Genomic DNA, 15,009 nt, shown 5'->3' on the forward strand with positions numbered 1-15,009 from the left:
TCATTCCGCCAGAAACGACGTCACGCCGATCATGAACTGCGTCAGGAGCTCATCGCTGGTCAGATAGAGCAGCAAGAGTCCGCCGAGCATGACGAACGGCACCGAGATGAAATAGACCGGGATGGACGGCGTCAGCTTGTTGACGAGGCCGACGGCCAGATTGACGATGACGGAATAGACGATGAACGGGCTGGTGATCCGTAGCGTCAGCACGAAGGCTTCGGAGATACGATTGAGGAGCTGCGAAAGCGCAACATCGCCGCCGAGCCTGTCGCCGGGATGCCAGACGTCGTAGGAATTCATAAGCCCTCGCAACACCTGCCAGTGCTGGTCGGTCATGAAGAACAGGGTGGTCACGGCTGCCATGATCAGCGGGACCAGCGCCGGCGCCGGATCGGTATCGCCGACCGGCGTTCCCGGAATGTTGGAGAGCCCGATCGCGCCCGCCATCGCGGTCGCCATGGTCTGAAGCGCGAGGAAGAACACGCGCCCGGCGATGCCGATGATACTGCCGGTGAACAATTCCGAACCGATCAGCGAGGCCAGCGCGAGCGGCTGCGCGTCGGTCAGCAGCGGCTTGAGCGTCGCGACCAGGATCGGCGCCAGCGCAAAGGTCGTGACGATCGCGACGAACAGGCGGATCTGAACGGGAATGTTGACGCTGGAAAATCCGGGCACCAGCATCAGGCAGGCGCCGATGCGACAGAACACGATGAAGGTGGCGAGAACGCTGTCCGCAAGGCCGCTGATCACGACACCGCTCCAAGCGCCCTGATCTCGGCACTGCGCGCCACCTCGACATGCGACAGGATCGGCAGGGTCGGAAACACCCGCTCCAGAATCATGCGGACATAGGGGCGGGCTTCCGGGGTCACCGCCAGCACGACGCTCGTGCCCTTCTCGGTGATCTTTCTGACGGCGGCGCTCGCCTCGTTCGCGAATTGCTCGATCAGGCGTGGATCCGCATCGAACTCGACCACGTCGCCTTTGGCGTCGCGCTTCAGGCTCTGGTGAAAAGCGAGGTCCCAGCGATTGCCGAGACGCAGCACGTTGAGCACGCCGTTGTCGGAGAGATCGCCGCAGATCTGCTGGGCAAGCCGCATCCGCACATGCTCGGCAACCTGTTCCGAGCGGCGCACATGCGGCGCGATCTCGGCGATCGCCTCGAGGATGAGATGGAGGTTCCTGATCGAGACGCGCTCGGCCAGGAGGATTTTCAGGATCGCCAGCAGCCCGGAATAGGAGATCTGCGACGGACAGAGATCCTCGATCAGGCGCTTGTATTCAGGATCGAGCCGGTCGAGCAGGCCGCGCATGTCCTTGTACGACAGGAGCTGGGCGAGGTTTGCCCTGATGACCTCGCTCAGATGCGTGAGCAGCACCGACAAATTGTCGACAGGCTTGCAGCCCTGCCGCTTGACTTCTTCGGTGAAGGCCTCCGTCACCCACAGCGCCTTCATGCCGAAGGCTGGCTCGATCACCTCGTCTCCGGGCACGTCGGGCTTGCCATCCTTGTCCACCAGCACCATCACCTCGCCGAGCCGCAGCTCGCCATGGGCGATCCGCGTGTCGTGGATGCGGATCTGATAGCCCTTGGGCTCGATCGACAGGTTGTCGGTAAGCTTGATCTCCGGGATCACGAAGCCGTACTGTTTGGCGAACTTCTTGCGGATCTTGGCGACGCGATGGGCGAGCTCGCTGCGCGAGCCGAGCAGGTGAACCGAGAGCTGGCTTCCCAGCGAGAGTTCGATCTCCGCCGTCTTCAGTGATTCCTTGACGGATTCCTTGGCCTCGGCCTGGGCCCGCTCGTCGGCCTTGCGCGCCTCCTCCTTGCGCTGCTCGGCCGCCTGGCGCTTGGGCAGAGAATATCCGACGAAAGCCATAACCCCGCCAAGCAATACGAACGGCGCCAGCGGCAAACCCGGCATGACTGCGAGAACGAACATCATCAGCGCGGCTGCGGAGACGGCGCGCGGATAGCCACCGAGCTGCCGCAGCACGGCCTGCTCCGCCGAGCCCCTGGTGCCGCCCTTGGAGACCAGGAGGCCCGCCGACAGCGAGACGATCAGAGCCGGCATCTGCGACACCAGGCCGTCGCCGACGGACAGCTTGGTGTAGACGTCGGCGGCGCGCGCGAGCGTCAGGCCGTGATGGGTGACGCCGATGACGATTCCGCCGAAGATGTTGATCGCAGTGATGATCAGGCCCGCGATGGCGTCGCCCCGCACGAATTTCGAGGCACCGTCCATCGCACCGAAGAATGCGCTCTCCTCCTCGAGCTCGCGGCGCCGGCGCTGCGCTTCCTTGTCGTCGATCAGGCCCGCAGACAAATCGGCGTCGATCGCCATCTGCTTGCCGGGAATGGCGTCCAGGGTGAAACGGGCACCGACCTCGGCGATGCGGGTCGCGCCCTTGGTGATCACGACGAAGTTCACCGTGACCAGGATCGCGAAGATGATCAGGCCGATGACGAAATCGCCGCCCATGACGAACTTGGAGAAGCCGGCGACGACGTAGCCGGCGGCCTGCTCGCCCTCCCCGCCCCGCGACAGGATCAGGCGGGTGGTCGCGATGTTGAGCGCCAGCCGCAGGATCGTCGCGATCAGGAGTACGGTCGGGAAGGCCGAGAAGTCGAGCGGCCGCTGGATCCATAGCGCAACCATCAGGATCAGCGCCGAGAGCGCGATCGAGACCGCAAGGCCGAGATCGATCAGCATCGGCGGGATCGGCAGGAACAGGATCGTGAGCATGACCACGATGCCGCCTGCGAAGAACACGTCCGCGCCAAGTCGTCGCGGGGTCGGCAGGCTCGCAGTCAACGTATCGGCCATAGGTCACCGGCAGGAGAATTCTGCCGTGCAATCTGCCGCGCAAAGCTTACGCGAGGATGGCGGCGGCGCGCCGCCGGATCAGAATCCGTGCTCGATCCGCGAGTACACCATCTCGGTGAAGGTGGAGAGATGCGCCCCGATGAAGGATCCGGAGACGGCCACGACGAGCAGGATGACGATGATCTTCGGAACGAAGGTAAGCGTCACCTCCTGAATCTGGGTCAGGGCCTGGATGAGAGCGATGATCGTGCCGACCAGCATCGCCGCGCCGACCGCCGGCCCCGAGGCAACGATGATCGTCCAGATCGCCTGCTGGATGATGTCGAGGGCGTCCCTCTCGTTCATGGCCTAGCTGACGGTGAGCCCGGCGCCGACCGGGATCCGCGTGCCGTCCTCGAACGTGGCGACGGCGCCGTCGGTATTGATGGAGACCGAGGCGATCTTGCCGCTGACCGTCGTTCCACTGCTGTCGGTATAGCTCGCCGTGTGCCCGATCAGCCCGTCGGCCTGCGACAGCGCCGAGGAGGAGAGCAGTGAGTCGAGCTTCGAATTGGTCTGCACGGCCTGCTCCACCGTCGAGAACTGCGCGAACTGGCTCATATATTGCGAGGTATCCATCGGACTGGTCGGGTCCTGGTTCTTCATCTCGGCGACGAGGAGCTGGAGGAACGTGTTGTAGTCGACGGTATTGGTCGCCGTGCTCGTGGTGGATCCGGTCGAGGTCGACTGCGTGCTGGTCGTGTCGGTCGCGCTGGTGACGTTCATGTATCTCTCCGCTGTCAGGCCGCCTCGAAGGGGACGTTCGTCGCGGGGCCGGCCAGGATCGCCTGCTCCACCGGGAATAGCGCCCGTATCCGCTTCAAGGCCTCGTAGTACCGGCTCGCTCCGACCAGTTCGTCGGTCGCCGCGAGGCCCTCCAGCATCTGCTGGTTCTCGCAGACCGCTTGCAGGGCGGCGTGGTGCTGCCCGTAGAGTGCCGCGGCATCGGCGGTGTCGGTCGGGTTCATCAGCATGTGCTGGACGATGAAATAGAGCTGGCGCAGCGCCGTCGTGGCGTCAGCCGCCTGCATGACCTGGCCTTCCAGAAGGAACATCACGTCATTGACGAGCTCGAGCGAGACCTTACGGTCCACCCGCAGCACCGCCCCATTGACGTAGATCCGCTCGCCCGCCCGCAAGGATATCTTCATCAGAGCGCGTCTCGGATGACGCGGTTGATCTCGACGAGCTGCCCCACGTCGTTCGATTTCTCCGTGCGCAGGCGGTCGGACTCCTTGATGACCCACAGGCCGATCGAGATGATGTCGGCACGAAGCTGCTCGGGCAAGCCGTTCTCCGGATGCGAGAGATCCTCGATGAAGATCGCCCACAGGCGGCGGACATAGAGCAGCGTTTCGACCAGGTCCTCGGCGCTGAACAGGCCCTTGCCGAGCCGCTCGAGCCGCTCGATGCCGAGCGTCAAGGCCATTCGCTCGCGGCCCCGCGCCTCCAGGCTGCTGTCTTCCACGACCGTTTCATAAGCTTCAAAAGTCATCTGGATCACTCTGCGCAGAAAGCCGAACGACAGGGCAGAAGGCCGACATTCCGGCTCAGAGATAGTTGATGAGGCTGATCTTCTGCATCCGCGAGGTGAGCGCGAGTGCCGTCTCGATCTGGTTCTGCAATGTGTTGACGCGGACCGAGGCTTCAGTCGGGTCGACCTTCTCCATGCCGACGATCTGATTGTTCAGAATGTCCTGCTGCGTCTTGAGCTTGTCGGTTGCGGAGGTGATCCGCTGCTGGACTGTGCCGACGCTGCCGCCGAGTGCAGCGAGATCAGTGATGGCGCTACCCACAAGGCCGATGGCCTTGTCCACGACGGTCTGGAACGTCGTTTGGTTCAGGTTCACATTCCCGAGATCGGCCATCATGGTGTAGGCCTCGGCGAGCTTGCGAAAGCCTGTCTGGTTGGCGCTAACGGACGTATCGGCGATCTCGGTCGTGGAGATACGGCTTTGCATGGTCTGGTCGGTGGCCGATGACCAGTTGGTATTCCAGGCCGGACTCGCGAACTCGGCATCGAAGGTGGTGTCGAGGAAGCTCTGCATTTGAGCCGGGGTGATGCTGCTCACGCTGGCCGAGGATTGCGAGAAGCCGAAGGTCGAAAGGAAATCGGAGTCGACTCGGTTCTTGCTGGCCGAGCCGGCGGCGTAAGCCGTGATCGGCGCGTTCTGCGTGTTGATGCCCGAGAACAGATACGAGCCGTTATAGGAGACGTTCAGCGCGCCGATCAGATCCTGGAGGTTGGAGGCCGCGGGCGGCAGGACGATCCGCCCGCCGCCGTCGGTGCTGCGGGCCGCGATCAGGTCCTTGAGGAAATCCGTTGCGGTCGAGCTGAGCTGGGTGATGCGGTCCTGGGTCACGTCCAGGCGTCCCGAGACGAGGCCATTGGTATCGACGAGCTGATCGGCGAAGCTCATGTCCGCCCGCAGGCCGACGTCGCTTCCCGTCGTGGCACCGAGCTCGAGGCCGACATCGGCGAAGCGGCCGGTGGTCGCCTCCTCCGACGCCTTGCTCAGCGCAGCCTGGTTGTTCGTGATCGAATACCTCAATGACGAGGACAACATCAGGGTGGAAATGTAGTTTGCGCTCATCATGACTAATTCCCCACGGCGGCTAGCAAGGCCTGCAACATGTCGTCGACGGTCGAAATGATCTTTGACGACGCCGAATAGGTGCGCTCGACCTGGAGCATCAACGACATCTCGTCGTCCATGTTGACGCCGTTGACGTTCGACAACGCTGACGTACTGCGGTCGAGCAACGTGCTCTGGTATTGAGAGTTGTCGTTGGCGGTCTTGCGCTGGTTTTCGATCCAGCTCGTCGACGACGACGCGAAGTCGATCAGGCTGCCGTTCGGCTTGCCTTGCGTGGTCGCATCGAACGGCTGCGACACATCCATGTTGCCGGTGAGCTGCTGAAGCCGGGTCGAGTAGCCGGCGTTGCCGGCAGTGTTGTATTGGTAGGCGGCGTTGCCGCTGATCGCACCGTCGCGCAGCAGATTTGGGTTGCCGCCCTGGGCCGGATCGACCGATGCCGCAACCGAGATCGTACCGGCAAGGCCCACCGAGACAGTGGCGCTCGCCGGCATCGCCGGGGCGCCGGGGTAGGTGAAGAGACCGGGAACGTCGGGCAGCGCCGCGCCCGATTGGTCGCTTTCCTTGAAAGCATTGATCAGGCCACGGGCAATCTCGTCGAGCTGGCTCTGATAGGTGACCGTGTCGGTGTCGCGCAATTGGGCGAGACCGGCGAGCTTGCCGGACTTGAGCGGCATCACCGAATTGGTGCCGGTCACCGGGATGCCGTCGATGTAAACGGCGTTGCCCGTGGTGCTCGCCGCATAGGCGCCGGTCGGGGTAAAGCTCACCGTTCGCGCCGTCTTGTCGAACAGCACCCCACCGTTGTCGGTGTAGAGCGCGGCATCGCCGTTGGTGCGGATCGACATCGTGACGCCGACCTCCTGGGATAGCTTCGAGACGATGCTGTCGCGCTGGTCGAGATAGTCGGTCACATCGTCGCCGGCGATCGTTCCCTTCACGATCGCCGTATTGACGGTCTGGAACTGGGAGAGCAACTGATTGATGTTCTGGACCGAAATATTCATGTCAGAATCCGCGCCCTCGCGGACCGACTGAACGGTCTGGGTTGCCTGATTGAGCGCGGTCGCCATGTCCTTGGCGGACGTGACGGCGGCCTGAGCCAGCGTGGTGTTGTCCGGAGCGTTGGCATATTGCTGAAGCGCCTGCTTCAGCGCATTGAGCTGCGCCGTCGGCGACTGGTCGAGCTCCGGATCGTCCACCGTGGCAGATGCGATCTTCTGAAGACCATCATAGATCGCGCTTTGCTTGGCGGCCGCGGAGGTAGCGGTCAGGACGTTGCTGTACAGGCCCGAGGAGGCGGCGCGCTGGATCGCCGCCACATAGACGCCGGTTCCGGGAAGGTTGTCCAGCACGGTGAGCTTGCGCGAATAGCCGGTCGAACTGGCGCCGGCGATGTTGCGCGAAATGACCGACGACTGGATGCCCGACGCCATGAGCGAAGAGCGGGCGGACTCGAGAGCGGCGGTAAGGTTCATGATTTGCTCTTGCCGGGGAGGAGCGCTGAGCCAATCAGCGCTTCAGGTTGACGACGACGTCCAGCAAGTCGGCGCCGGTCTGGAACGATTTCGAGTTCGCGGTGAACCCGCGCTGTGCCTCGATCATCGAGGTCAGCTCGTTCGCGAGATCGACGTTCGAGTCTTCGAGGGCGCCGGACTGGATGGTGCCGAGCCCAGCCCTCCCGGCATTCGTGACCTGCGCGTTGCCGGAATCCATGTTGGTTGAGTAGACATTGCCCGGCTCGGGCGTGAGATTGTCGGGGCTCGCGACGTCGGCGAGCGCGATCGTGTACAGCGTCAACTGCTGCCCATTTTTGAGGGTGGCGGTCACGTGCCCTGCGGTGTCGACATTGACCGTGTCGATGTTTGAGGGAACGCTGCCGTTGACTGTCGCCTTGAAGCTGAAGTCCGTGCCGACCTGCGTCATGTTCGACAGGTCCAGGGTCACGGTCGCGCCGTTGGTAACCGGGATCGCAAGGGTCTTGGCGCTCGCTGCGGCCAACGCACCCGCTCCGGCCGTTGTCGTGTCGAAGGTATAAGTGCCGGTGGCGCCGAGCGCGGCACCCGTCGTCGAATCATAGGCCTGGATCTGCCAGGTGTCTGAGCCGGTAGCCGTCGCGGTGTGGGACATATAGAGATCGACCGTAACGGCCTGGCCGATATTGTCGTAGGCCACAATCGAACTCTTCGATGAATATGAGGTCGGACCGGGAGGACCGGCAATAACGGTCGCACTCGGATCCAGATTGCCTGTTGTCAGCGTCCCCGCCGTCGAAGCCACCGGCACTTGCGATACCTGGGCGATATTCACGATCTGCAATCCGGCCAAGGTGTTTTGCGAGATGGTGTCCTGGAGGCCTTGCTTGCCGAGCAGATAGTAGCCGGCAGCGTTGACCAGATTGCCCTGGCTATCCGGCACGAACGATCCGGCTCGCGTCAGGTACTGCTGCGTGTTGTTGGCGTTCGACACCACGAAAAAGCCGTTGCCTTGAACGGCGAGATCCGTCTTCGAGGTCGTGAACTGGGTATTGCCGGCATCGGTGATGGCATAGCGGACGTCGGTCTCGACCGCGCCGGAGTCGTAACTGCCCGAGCCGCTCTTCAGGATCAGGGAGGAGAATTCCGTCGAAGCCCGCTTGTAGCCCGTCGTGTTGACGTTCGCGATGTTGTCCGAAACTGTCGACAGCTTGTTGGACTGTGCAGACATCCCGGAAACACCGGTGCGCATAATACCATACAGGCTCATGAATTGGGCTCCTTTGGCAGGTTGCGGTTACAATGGGGGTTCTTGCTTGCGCGGGGCTGATGATGAGGAACCGTGCACAACTTCATTTTCGTTGCGTTGGTGCTTCACGTCGTCTTGGGCTGACAGAACGAACGCGCTTTGTCGGTCCACGCGCCGAAGCCGCTCGAGACGAGATGAGCGACGATGTGGCAGACGTAGCGCTTCTGCGCGGGCTGGTTGTTGGGGCCCGCATTGTAGCGCGCAACCGCCATGGTCCAGCTTCCCTCGCGCTGCTTCAGCTCTTTCAAGAAGCGCGCGGCATAGTCGACGTTCTTGGCGGGATCGAACATCGCCCGCACCGACGCGAACTTGTCGCCATGATAGTAATGGTTGATCTGCATGCAGCCGAGATCGATCAGCTTGATGCCCCTCTGGCGCATCGCTTCGAAATTCGCGATCGCATCCTCGAGGTCTTTGGCGAACACGGTCTGGCCTTCGGCGCCGAGCGCGTAAGGATAGAGCGCACCACGGCGGCCGGTTTCGGTGAGACCGACCGCATAGAGGATACCGAGCGGAATGCCGTGCACTTGCGCCGCGCGTGCCATCTCGCGCTCACAAGAGCGCGTGCTGTCCGCGCCCGCTGCTGCGGCGATCGGACTAAAGATAGACAGGGCCGCGACGAGTGCGCTGGGCCACGTCCTGCTCATGACGCGTCTCCTGGTTGGGCTGTTGCTCGTCCCTCGCCTGCCTCGCTCCGCCATCGGACTGGCCGGACGATGCGTTCGAGCCGTCGAACGCTCCTTGCGCGTTCTGCGATTGTGGCTGGCCGGAGAGCGAGGGCTGTGGCTGGCCTGAGCCTGCCTGAAATCCATCGAGCGCGCCGTGCTGGACCGGCGCGACCTCGGCAACGTAGCCCGCCGACTGCATGAGATCGCGGATCGAGTCGCGCTGCTGGTCCAGCATCTGGCTCGTATCCTTGCGCTCCGCCGCTAGGTGGACGGACACTTCGGTGCCGACGAGACGAAGGCGTACGGTGACGTTGCCGAGCGCCGGCGGCTCGAGATTAATTGTCAGAATCTTAAGTGGCTGATCCGACGTATTGCTCTGGGCGCCCACGAGATCGGCCGCGGCGGATGCGGCCGGCGCGGGCGAGCTCTTCAACTCCGATACCACTGCGTTTGCGACCTGCTGGGTTGGGCTGAACTGCGCCACCGGAGGCAGATGCGTTTCCTGCTGAACAACCGTGACCTTGGTCGTTTCCGGCAAGGCGTCGCGCCCCGCGGACTTTGCAGCGCGCTCGACATTCGCCGCGACGGCTTCGAAGCCGGGTGTGGCGGGCACCGCTTTCGGTTGAACTTCGCTTCCCTGGAGCATCGCCTGCTCGGTCGCCGCTGCCTGTGTGGCCGCAACCAGTTGGGGGCGTGCTCCGGATGCATCGGCAGCGGAACGAGCGACAATCGATGGCGCGGCGACGGAGCGAGCGACATCTGCCGTCGCCACGCTTGCCCCGCCCGTGCTCTGAACCTCACGCTTCGCTGCGGAAGACCGCTCGTCCCGGACCGATGCCTCCTTCTTGTCGCTCGACGGCTGCGGCGTCTGCACCGTCACGACTGGCGCGGCGGAGAGCTCCTGCCCCACGATCGCCGGCAGGCACAATCCGTTCGCGACGTCCGCCTTCGCGGATTGATCGAGCGGCTCCTGCTTGTTCGACGGCTTGGTTTCCTCGGTGCGCTCGTGCACCGGCTCATCCTTCGGCGTGTCGCGCTCGGTCAGCTTTGCCAGGCGCGGGCGCACCGGAGCGGCCTTCGCGGTCGTATCGGTACTCTGATCATCCAACGCCCGCTTGGCCATGTTCGAGACGGTGTGGAGCAGGTCGTGAAACGAGGAACCGTCGGCAGTTTTCGTGCCGGTAGTTGCCGTGCCCTTCGCCGAACGGGATAGCGCGAGAGTTTCGGCGAGACCTTCGAAGAGCTGTCCGGAGGTTCCGCTAAGCTTGGTCATGGGCGGCGGTCCTTGGTCAGAAGCTCCAGTTCCTCGAGCTGCTTTTGCGCCCGCGCAAGGGTCGCGGCCGATGACGCCAGGTCCAGCCGCGCCGGCGTGGGCGGCGGCTTGTCGGCGGACGGCGCGCCGGAGATCGGCTTGCGGAGGTCGAGCGCGAGCTGGATGTTTGCATTGAGAAGAGACGCCTCGGGCTGCGGCAGCCTCGACCTGTCGACCGCCTTCAGTTCAGTGAGGCCGCCTTCATAGTCGTCGGTCAGCACGCGGGCGCTTCCCCGAAACAGATGCGCCCGCTCGCGATCCGCGCTCCCATCGGCGCTCAGCGACAGCGCCTGCTCGCCTGTAAGCCGCACCACGGCAAGCCGCCCGCGGACCAGCGCGCTTTTGGCGATCACGAGATAGAGCTTGAGACGGTTCCCGCGGTCGATCTGGTCCAGCAGTGCCGCGATCCGCGAAAAGCGGTGCTCGTCGAGCGCGAGGCTCGAACGCGTCAAGGCCGACGAAAACCGCTGCCAGAAATCCCCGGCATAGACGGACTTGCGATAGTGCCGGATATAGGCCTGCGTCAGGAACTCGAACTTGTCGAAATCCTCCGCCTGCCCGACCAGCGGAATCTCACGCCGCAGCGCCGCCTCTTCCACCAGCGTGCCCGGCAGAAGCAGCCGCGCATCGTCCAGCCGCTCGATCGCGACCGACGCATCGGAGCTTGCGAGCAGTGCGCCCTGCACCAGTGCGACCTGTCCGCTCATGCTCGAGGGGATCGTGCGCGGCTTGACATCCTTCAAAAGCTCGCGCGCTTCGTCCTGGCGGCCCTCGACATAGGCGAGCGCGCCATTGAACAGCCGCTCATCGACATTGATCCGCTCGCGCGGAAGCTTGCGCACGATCTGTGGCGCACCGCCACTGAGCATGTAGACCACTATGGCCTGGCCGTTCTGCGGGTTGCTCCACACGCCTGGATCGGCGGCAAGGAATTTTTCGCCGACCTGCCGGATCAGCGCGAGATGACCGCTTTGCGCGGCGGCATCGCCGCTGGCGATGCCGTCCTGCACGGCCTGCAACGAGCGGACCAGCGCATACGGTTCTTCCGGCGAGGGCGGCGACTCCGGCGCTGCGGCGAGCGCCCTCGCCGCAGCGAACGGCAGCAAAAGCAACGCGAAAGCTCTCGGACCGATCAAGGGCGCTTCTCCCGGATCAGAATCTCGATCCGGCGGTTTTGCGCCGCGGCCGGATCGTTAGACAACTTCGGACGGCGATCCGCGTAACCCTCGACATGCTCGATCCGCTGCGCGTCCACGCCGGCACGGACCAGCATGTAATAGGCCATCTGCGCACGCGCAGTCGAAAGCCGCCAATTGTCGTAGGTGTCCGACCGGTATGGCCGGCTGTCGGTGTGGCCGCGGACGATGATCGTGCCAGGACGCTTGGTCAGCAGCGGTCCGATCTTGTCGATGACGCGGATCAGTTCGGGACGCGGCTCTGCGGAGCCGACCGCGAACATGCCAAAACTCGCATCGTCGGTGAGGCTGACGAGCAGTCCTTCCTCGACCTGGCGCACCTCCGCGACCGGCCCGGCGCCTGCCTTGATGTCCGAGAGCGCGTCGGTGATCGCGGCTTGCAGCTGCTTGGCGGTCGGTTGCTGTGTCTGCGCAGCATCGCGCGGATCATTACCCTTCTGGGCTTCCAGCGGACGCGACTGACTCGCAGCGTTGGCCTGCGAATTCGGTTGAGGGGTGGATTGAACCTTGCCGTCGAGAGCGGCTGACGATGACGCCGGACTGGGCGGCAACAGAGGCGACGTGGCTGCGGACGTGGCCTGCGCGTCGGCAGCGACGCTGCCGCCGGCATCATCAGCCTTGCCGCGACGCGTCGGTTGCTGCTCGCCTTGATCCGCGCTGGCCGAACTTGCGCGCGCTGCCGGGCTGGGGCTGGGTTCAGTCTCGCTCGCTCGCCCGTCCTTTGCCGGTTGCGGGGCGAACTTCCAGAAGCCGGGATCGAATGGGTCACGATAGGCCTCGCCGCCCTTCAGGCCCTCTTCCTCCGCGGAGGCGAGCGCCCCGACGCGCCGCTGTCCCGCCGTCTGGCTCGAACCGGCCGCGATCTCCGCGAGCGTCGCGTAAGGGTCGCGAAACAGCACCTTCTCCTCGTAGAACGGCGGCTTCTCGGCCGTGGGCGAATCGCCGCGACGCTCCTCGCTCGGGCCCGCCGGCTTGCGCTTGCCCTCCTGCCCCTCGGACGCCGCCGGGTCCTTCTTGGCGGGATCCTTCAGCCCCTTCGGCGCCGGCGCGTTCTCTGCGAGCTCGATCGGATTGAAGTAGCTCGCCACGATCTGGCGCTGGTCCTGATTGAGCGCGTTGAGCAGCCACATCACAAGGAAGAACGCCATCATCGCGGTCATGAAGTCCGCATAGGCGATCTTCCAGACACCACCTTTCGCCGGCGCATCGTCGAACGCGCTGCGGCGGCGGATGATCACGAGCTCGGGTTGGACGTCGCTCATGGCGGATTACCGTCGCGCGTCCTTCAGACGCTCGATCCACGGCGAGATCTGCGTCTCGATCACGGTCTGGTCGGCGACGACGCGGATTTCGAAGCTGTCGGCAACCTGATAATCGATGCCGGTCCGCCGCGCCGTGTCGAGCTGCGCCTTGACCAGCTCGAGCAGATCGCTCGGCCCCGTGATATTGAACACCGGCACCGGCGACTGACAGGTCAACGCCGATATCTGCTCGACCAGGGCCGCAACGGCCTTGTCACGGACCGCATCGGCGAGGAAGGGTTGCAGGATGCGGGCAACCGAGCTTGCGACGTTGGTTTCGATCTCGCGGCAAGCGGCGGTGAAGCCGTTCACGATCGCAACCGCCTGCTGATCAGACCATTTGGCTCGCTCCTCGCCGAGCCTGATCGCGCCGCGCACGCGCTCTTCCGCCAGCTTGGCATCGCCTTCCGCGACGCCCGCGGCGTAACCGCGCCGATAGGCATCGTCCAGGAGATTGACCGGCGGGGTCTCAACCTTCGGCACGGCCGGTTGAGGCTGAGAGTGAAGCTGAGGCGGCGGCTCTCGCCTGACCTCCTTCGGCTTTGCCACCGGCTCCGGCAGCTTCGCTTTCTCGGCCGGCCTCGCCCTTCCGTTGGCGTCGAACTGCGTGAGCAGCTTTCCGATTGCCGCGTTCATGCCGCTTCCTCCCGACGCATCCAATCTTTGAGGATCGCAGCCGCCTGCGCCTGATCGAGCCGCACGATCTGCTCAAGCCGCTTCTGCGGCGTGCGCTGCATCTTGCCTTCGAGGTCTTCGACCAGGTTGAGCTCAGCCTCCTCGTTCTCCGGCAACGCCAGCGATGCGGCCTCGAACTGGGCGGCCGCCTCCGCGGTCTCGACCTGCTCCTGCTGTGCGCGATGAGTGAGGATGCCGTTGACCGCCGGACGAAGGCCGAACCAGACCAGCATCGCGGCGACGGCCAGGATCGTGACCGCGTTGATGAAGCTTCCCATCTGCCGGTTCAACATCTCGACGAAGCCGATCGGCGGCACCGGCACCAGCTCGCGCGAGCCCTCGACGAAGTCGACGGCCGTCACCTGGATCTGGTCGCCGCGCTGTTTGTCCAGTCCACCGGCGGTGGCCGCGAGCTGGCTGATCTCGGCGATCTTGCTGTCGACGATGGCCTGATTGGTCTTGTCGCCGAGATCGGCGACCAGCCGCGCGCGGTTGATCAAGACCGCAATGAAGAGCTTTTTCACGGAATAGCCGTCGCTGACCGTCGTCGTCGTCTTGGACGACACCTCGAAATTGGTGACGTCCTCGCGGCGATTTTTCTCCTCGTTGGAATTCTTGGTGCCGCCGGCATTGACCTGCTGGTCCGGCAAGTTCTGTTGCACAGTGGTCGGCGTCGAGCGATCCGCGTTCTGCGACGTCTCCTTCTCACGGACGTTCCGCACCGAGCGTTCGGCGCGCGCCTCCGGATCATAGACGGTCTCGTTGATCTGCCGCTTGTCCGTCGAAAGCTGCGGCGCCACGCTAACCTCGAAATTGTCGAGGCCAAGATAAGGCGTCAGCGCCTTCCGGATGTTCTCTTGCACCATCTGGCCGACCATCTTCTGGAGGCTCGCCGCTCGGGTCGGCGCCGCGCTCGCCTCATCCTCCTCGGCGAGCAGCATCGAACCGTCGGCATCCAGCACCGTCACCTTGTCGCGCGTCATGCCGGGAATGGCGGCGGCGACGAGATGGCGAATCGATTGTGCAGTGCGCGCCTCGATCGCGCCGTCGGTGCGCAGCACGACGGAGGCGGACGGAGGCTGCTGCGCGGCGCGGAACGAGCCGCGCACGGGAAGGACGATGTGAACCCGCGCTGCCTTCACACCTTTCATCAGCTGAACGGTGCGCGCGATTTCGCCTTCGAGTGCGCGGAGCTTGGTGACCTCCTGCATGAAGGAGGTCAGACCCAGCGAACCGATCTTGTCGAACAGCTCGTATCCGGAGTTGGCGCTGGTCGGCAGCCCCTTCTCGGCCAGCAGCATGCGCGCCTGCATGGTCTGGCTCGGGCGGACCGAAATGGCGTCACCCGCCGCATTGACGTCGAAGGCAATGTTCTGCTCGCGCAGCGCGGCGCCGATCCGCGTCACATCCTCGCGAGTCAGGCCGGTGTAGAGGGTTTCGAATTCGGGCCGGCTCAGATAGTAGGCGCCGCCCACGACGGTGACGAGAACGGCAAAGCCGATCAGCCCCAATGCCATCAGGCGCCGCGGGCCAAGCTCCAGCAGATTGTTGAGCAGCTGCTGCACCTGCGCGCGACTGAGCATATGACCTCGTACCAATGCGAACG

The 15,009-nt window shown here is 64.2% G+C and carries 15 protein-coding genes; all 15 read right to left on the minus strand.

The features are described 5' to 3' along the window. Nucleotides 1-753, minus strand: coding sequence for a flagellar biosynthesis protein FliR (gene fliR / locus Q3C01_RS29880; RefSeq protein WP_458148873.1), 753 nt, complete (start codon nucleotides 751-753; stop codon nucleotides 1-3). Next, entirely contained in the window at nucleotides 750-2,831 is a 2,082-nt protein-coding gene (gene flhA / locus Q3C01_RS29885; protein ID WP_458148874.1) for a flagellar biosynthesis protein FlhA, read from the minus strand. The genes fliR and flhA overlap by 4 nt, the downstream gene beginning before the upstream one ends. Before the next feature lie 78 nt (nucleotides 2,832-2,909). Beyond that, nucleotides 2,910-3,176: a flagellar biosynthesis protein FliQ gene (fliQ, locus tag Q3C01_RS29890; protein WP_458148875.1), complete on the minus strand. Its 267-nt coding sequence runs from the start codon at nucleotides 3,174-3,176 to the stop codon at nucleotides 2,910-2,912. A gap of 3 nt (nucleotides 3,177-3,179) precedes the next feature. Beyond that, entirely contained in the window at nucleotides 3,180-3,596 is a 417-nt protein-coding gene (gene flgD / locus Q3C01_RS29895; RefSeq protein ID WP_458148876.1) for a flagellar hook assembly protein FlgD, read from the minus strand. Nucleotides 3,597-3,610: 14 nt separating this feature from the next. Beyond that, nucleotides 3,611-4,021: a flagellar biosynthesis repressor FlbT gene (flbT, locus tag Q3C01_RS29900; protein WP_458148877.1), complete on the minus strand. Its 411-nt coding sequence runs from the start codon at nucleotides 4,019-4,021 to the stop codon at nucleotides 3,611-3,613. Next, entirely contained in the window at nucleotides 4,021-4,365 is a 345-nt protein-coding gene (gene flaF / locus Q3C01_RS29905; RefSeq protein ID WP_458148878.1) for a flagellar biosynthesis regulator FlaF, read from the minus strand. The genes flbT and flaF overlap by 1 nt, the downstream gene beginning before the upstream one ends. A 55-nt stretch (nucleotides 4,366-4,420) precedes the next feature. Next, complete coding sequence (locus tag Q3C01_RS29910) at nucleotides 4,421-5,467, minus strand: flagellar hook-associated family protein (protein ID WP_458148879.1); 1,047 nt, start codon at nucleotides 5,465-5,467, stop codon at nucleotides 4,421-4,423. 2 nt (nucleotides 5,468-5,469) lie between these two features. After that, complete coding sequence (flgK, locus tag Q3C01_RS29915; RefSeq protein ID WP_458148880.1) at nucleotides 5,470-6,945, minus strand: flagellar hook-associated protein FlgK; 1,476 nt, start codon at nucleotides 6,943-6,945, stop codon at nucleotides 5,470-5,472. A gap of 34 nt (nucleotides 6,946-6,979) precedes the next feature. Further along, a complete protein-coding gene (locus tag Q3C01_RS29920) occupies nucleotides 6,980-8,212 on the minus strand; it encodes a flagellar hook protein FlgE (protein WP_458148881.1) in 1,233 nt (410 codons plus the stop codon). 104 nt (nucleotides 8,213-8,316) lie between these two features. Further along, the gene (locus Q3C01_RS29925) at nucleotides 8,317-8,898 is read right to left on the minus strand and encodes a lytic transglycosylase domain-containing protein (protein WP_458148882.1); all 582 of its coding nucleotides are present in this window, start codon (nucleotides 8,896-8,898) and stop codon (nucleotides 8,317-8,319) included. After that, entirely contained in the window at nucleotides 8,849-10,192 is a 1,344-nt protein-coding gene (fliK, locus tag Q3C01_RS29930; RefSeq protein WP_458148883.1) for a flagellar hook-length control protein FliK, read from the minus strand. The genes Q3C01_RS29925 and fliK overlap by 50 nt, the downstream gene beginning before the upstream one ends. Then, entirely contained in the window at nucleotides 10,189-11,367 is a 1,179-nt protein-coding gene (locus Q3C01_RS29935; RefSeq protein WP_458148884.1) for a chemotaxis protein, read from the minus strand. The genes fliK and Q3C01_RS29935 overlap by 4 nt, the downstream gene beginning before the upstream one ends. Further along, the gene (locus Q3C01_RS29940) at nucleotides 11,364-12,689 is read right to left on the minus strand and encodes a MotB family protein (RefSeq protein WP_458148885.1); all 1,326 of its coding nucleotides are present in this window, start codon (nucleotides 12,687-12,689) and stop codon (nucleotides 11,364-11,366) included. Before Q3C01_RS29940 ends, Q3C01_RS29935 begins: the two co-directional genes overlap by 4 nt. Before the next feature lie 6 nt (nucleotides 12,690-12,695). Then, the gene (locus Q3C01_RS29945) at nucleotides 12,696-13,364 is read right to left on the minus strand and encodes a hypothetical protein (RefSeq protein ID WP_458148886.1); all 669 of its coding nucleotides are present in this window, start codon (nucleotides 13,362-13,364) and stop codon (nucleotides 12,696-12,698) included. Continuing rightward, nucleotides 13,361-14,986 (minus strand): flagellar basal-body MS-ring/collar protein FliF, encoded by a 1,626-nt coding sequence (fliF, locus tag Q3C01_RS29950; protein WP_458148887.1) that lies wholly within the window; start codon nucleotides 14,984-14,986, stop codon nucleotides 13,361-13,363. The genes Q3C01_RS29945 and fliF overlap by 4 nt, the downstream gene beginning before the upstream one ends. Between the last annotated feature and the right edge of the window lie 23 nt (nucleotides 14,987-15,009).

It is taken from the genome of Bradyrhizobium sp. UFLA05-109 (genome assembly GCF_054185165.1).

What these genes read in the sequence shown, in the direction of transcription:
- flhA (WP_458148874.1), bottom strand. Translation starts at nt 2,831, where the DNA reads ATGGCCGATACGTTGACTGCGAGCCTGCCGACCCCGCGACGACTTGGC.
- fliQ (WP_458148875.1), bottom strand. Translation starts at nt 3,176, where the DNA reads ATGAACGAGAGGGACGCCCTCGACATCATCCAGCAGGCGATCTGGACG.
- flgD (WP_458148876.1), bottom strand. Translation starts at nt 3,596, where the DNA reads ATGAACGTCACCAGCGCGACCGACACGACCAGCACGCAGTCGACCTCG.
- flbT (WP_458148877.1), bottom strand. Translation starts at nt 4,021, where the DNA reads ATGAAGATATCCTTGCGGGCGGGCGAGCGGATCTACGTCAATGGGGCG.
- flaF (WP_458148878.1), bottom strand. Translation starts at nt 4,365, where the DNA reads ATGACTTTTGAAGCTTATGAAACGGTCGTGGAAGACAGCAGCCTGGAG.
- Q3C01_RS29910 (WP_458148879.1), bottom strand. Translation starts at nt 5,467, where the DNA reads ATGATGAGCGCAAACTACATTTCCACCCTGATGTTGTCCTCGTCATTG.
- flgK (WP_458148880.1), bottom strand. Translation starts at nt 6,945, where the DNA reads ATGAACCTTACCGCCGCTCTCGAGTCCGCCCGCTCTTCGCTCATGGCG.
- Q3C01_RS29920 (WP_458148881.1), bottom strand. Translation starts at nt 8,212, where the DNA reads ATGAGCCTGTATGGTATTATGCGCACCGGTGTTTCCGGGATGTCTGCA.
- Q3C01_RS29925 (WP_458148882.1), bottom strand. Translation starts at nt 8,898, where the DNA reads ATGAGCAGGACGTGGCCCAGCGCACTCGTCGCGGCCCTGTCTATCTTT.
- fliK (WP_458148883.1), bottom strand. Translation starts at nt 10,192, where the DNA reads ATGACCAAGCTTAGCGGAACCTCCGGACAGCTCTTCGAAGGTCTCGCC.
- Q3C01_RS29940 (WP_458148885.1), bottom strand. Translation starts at nt 12,689, where the DNA reads ATGAGCGACGTCCAACCCGAGCTCGTGATCATCCGCCGCCGCAGCGCG.
- Q3C01_RS29945 (WP_458148886.1), bottom strand. Translation starts at nt 13,364, where the DNA reads ATGAACGCGGCAATCGGAAAGCTGCTCACGCAGTTCGACGCCAACGGA.
- fliF (WP_458148887.1), bottom strand. Translation starts at nt 14,986, where the DNA reads ATGCTCAGTCGCGCGCAGGTGCAGCAGCTGCTCAACAATCTGCTGGAG.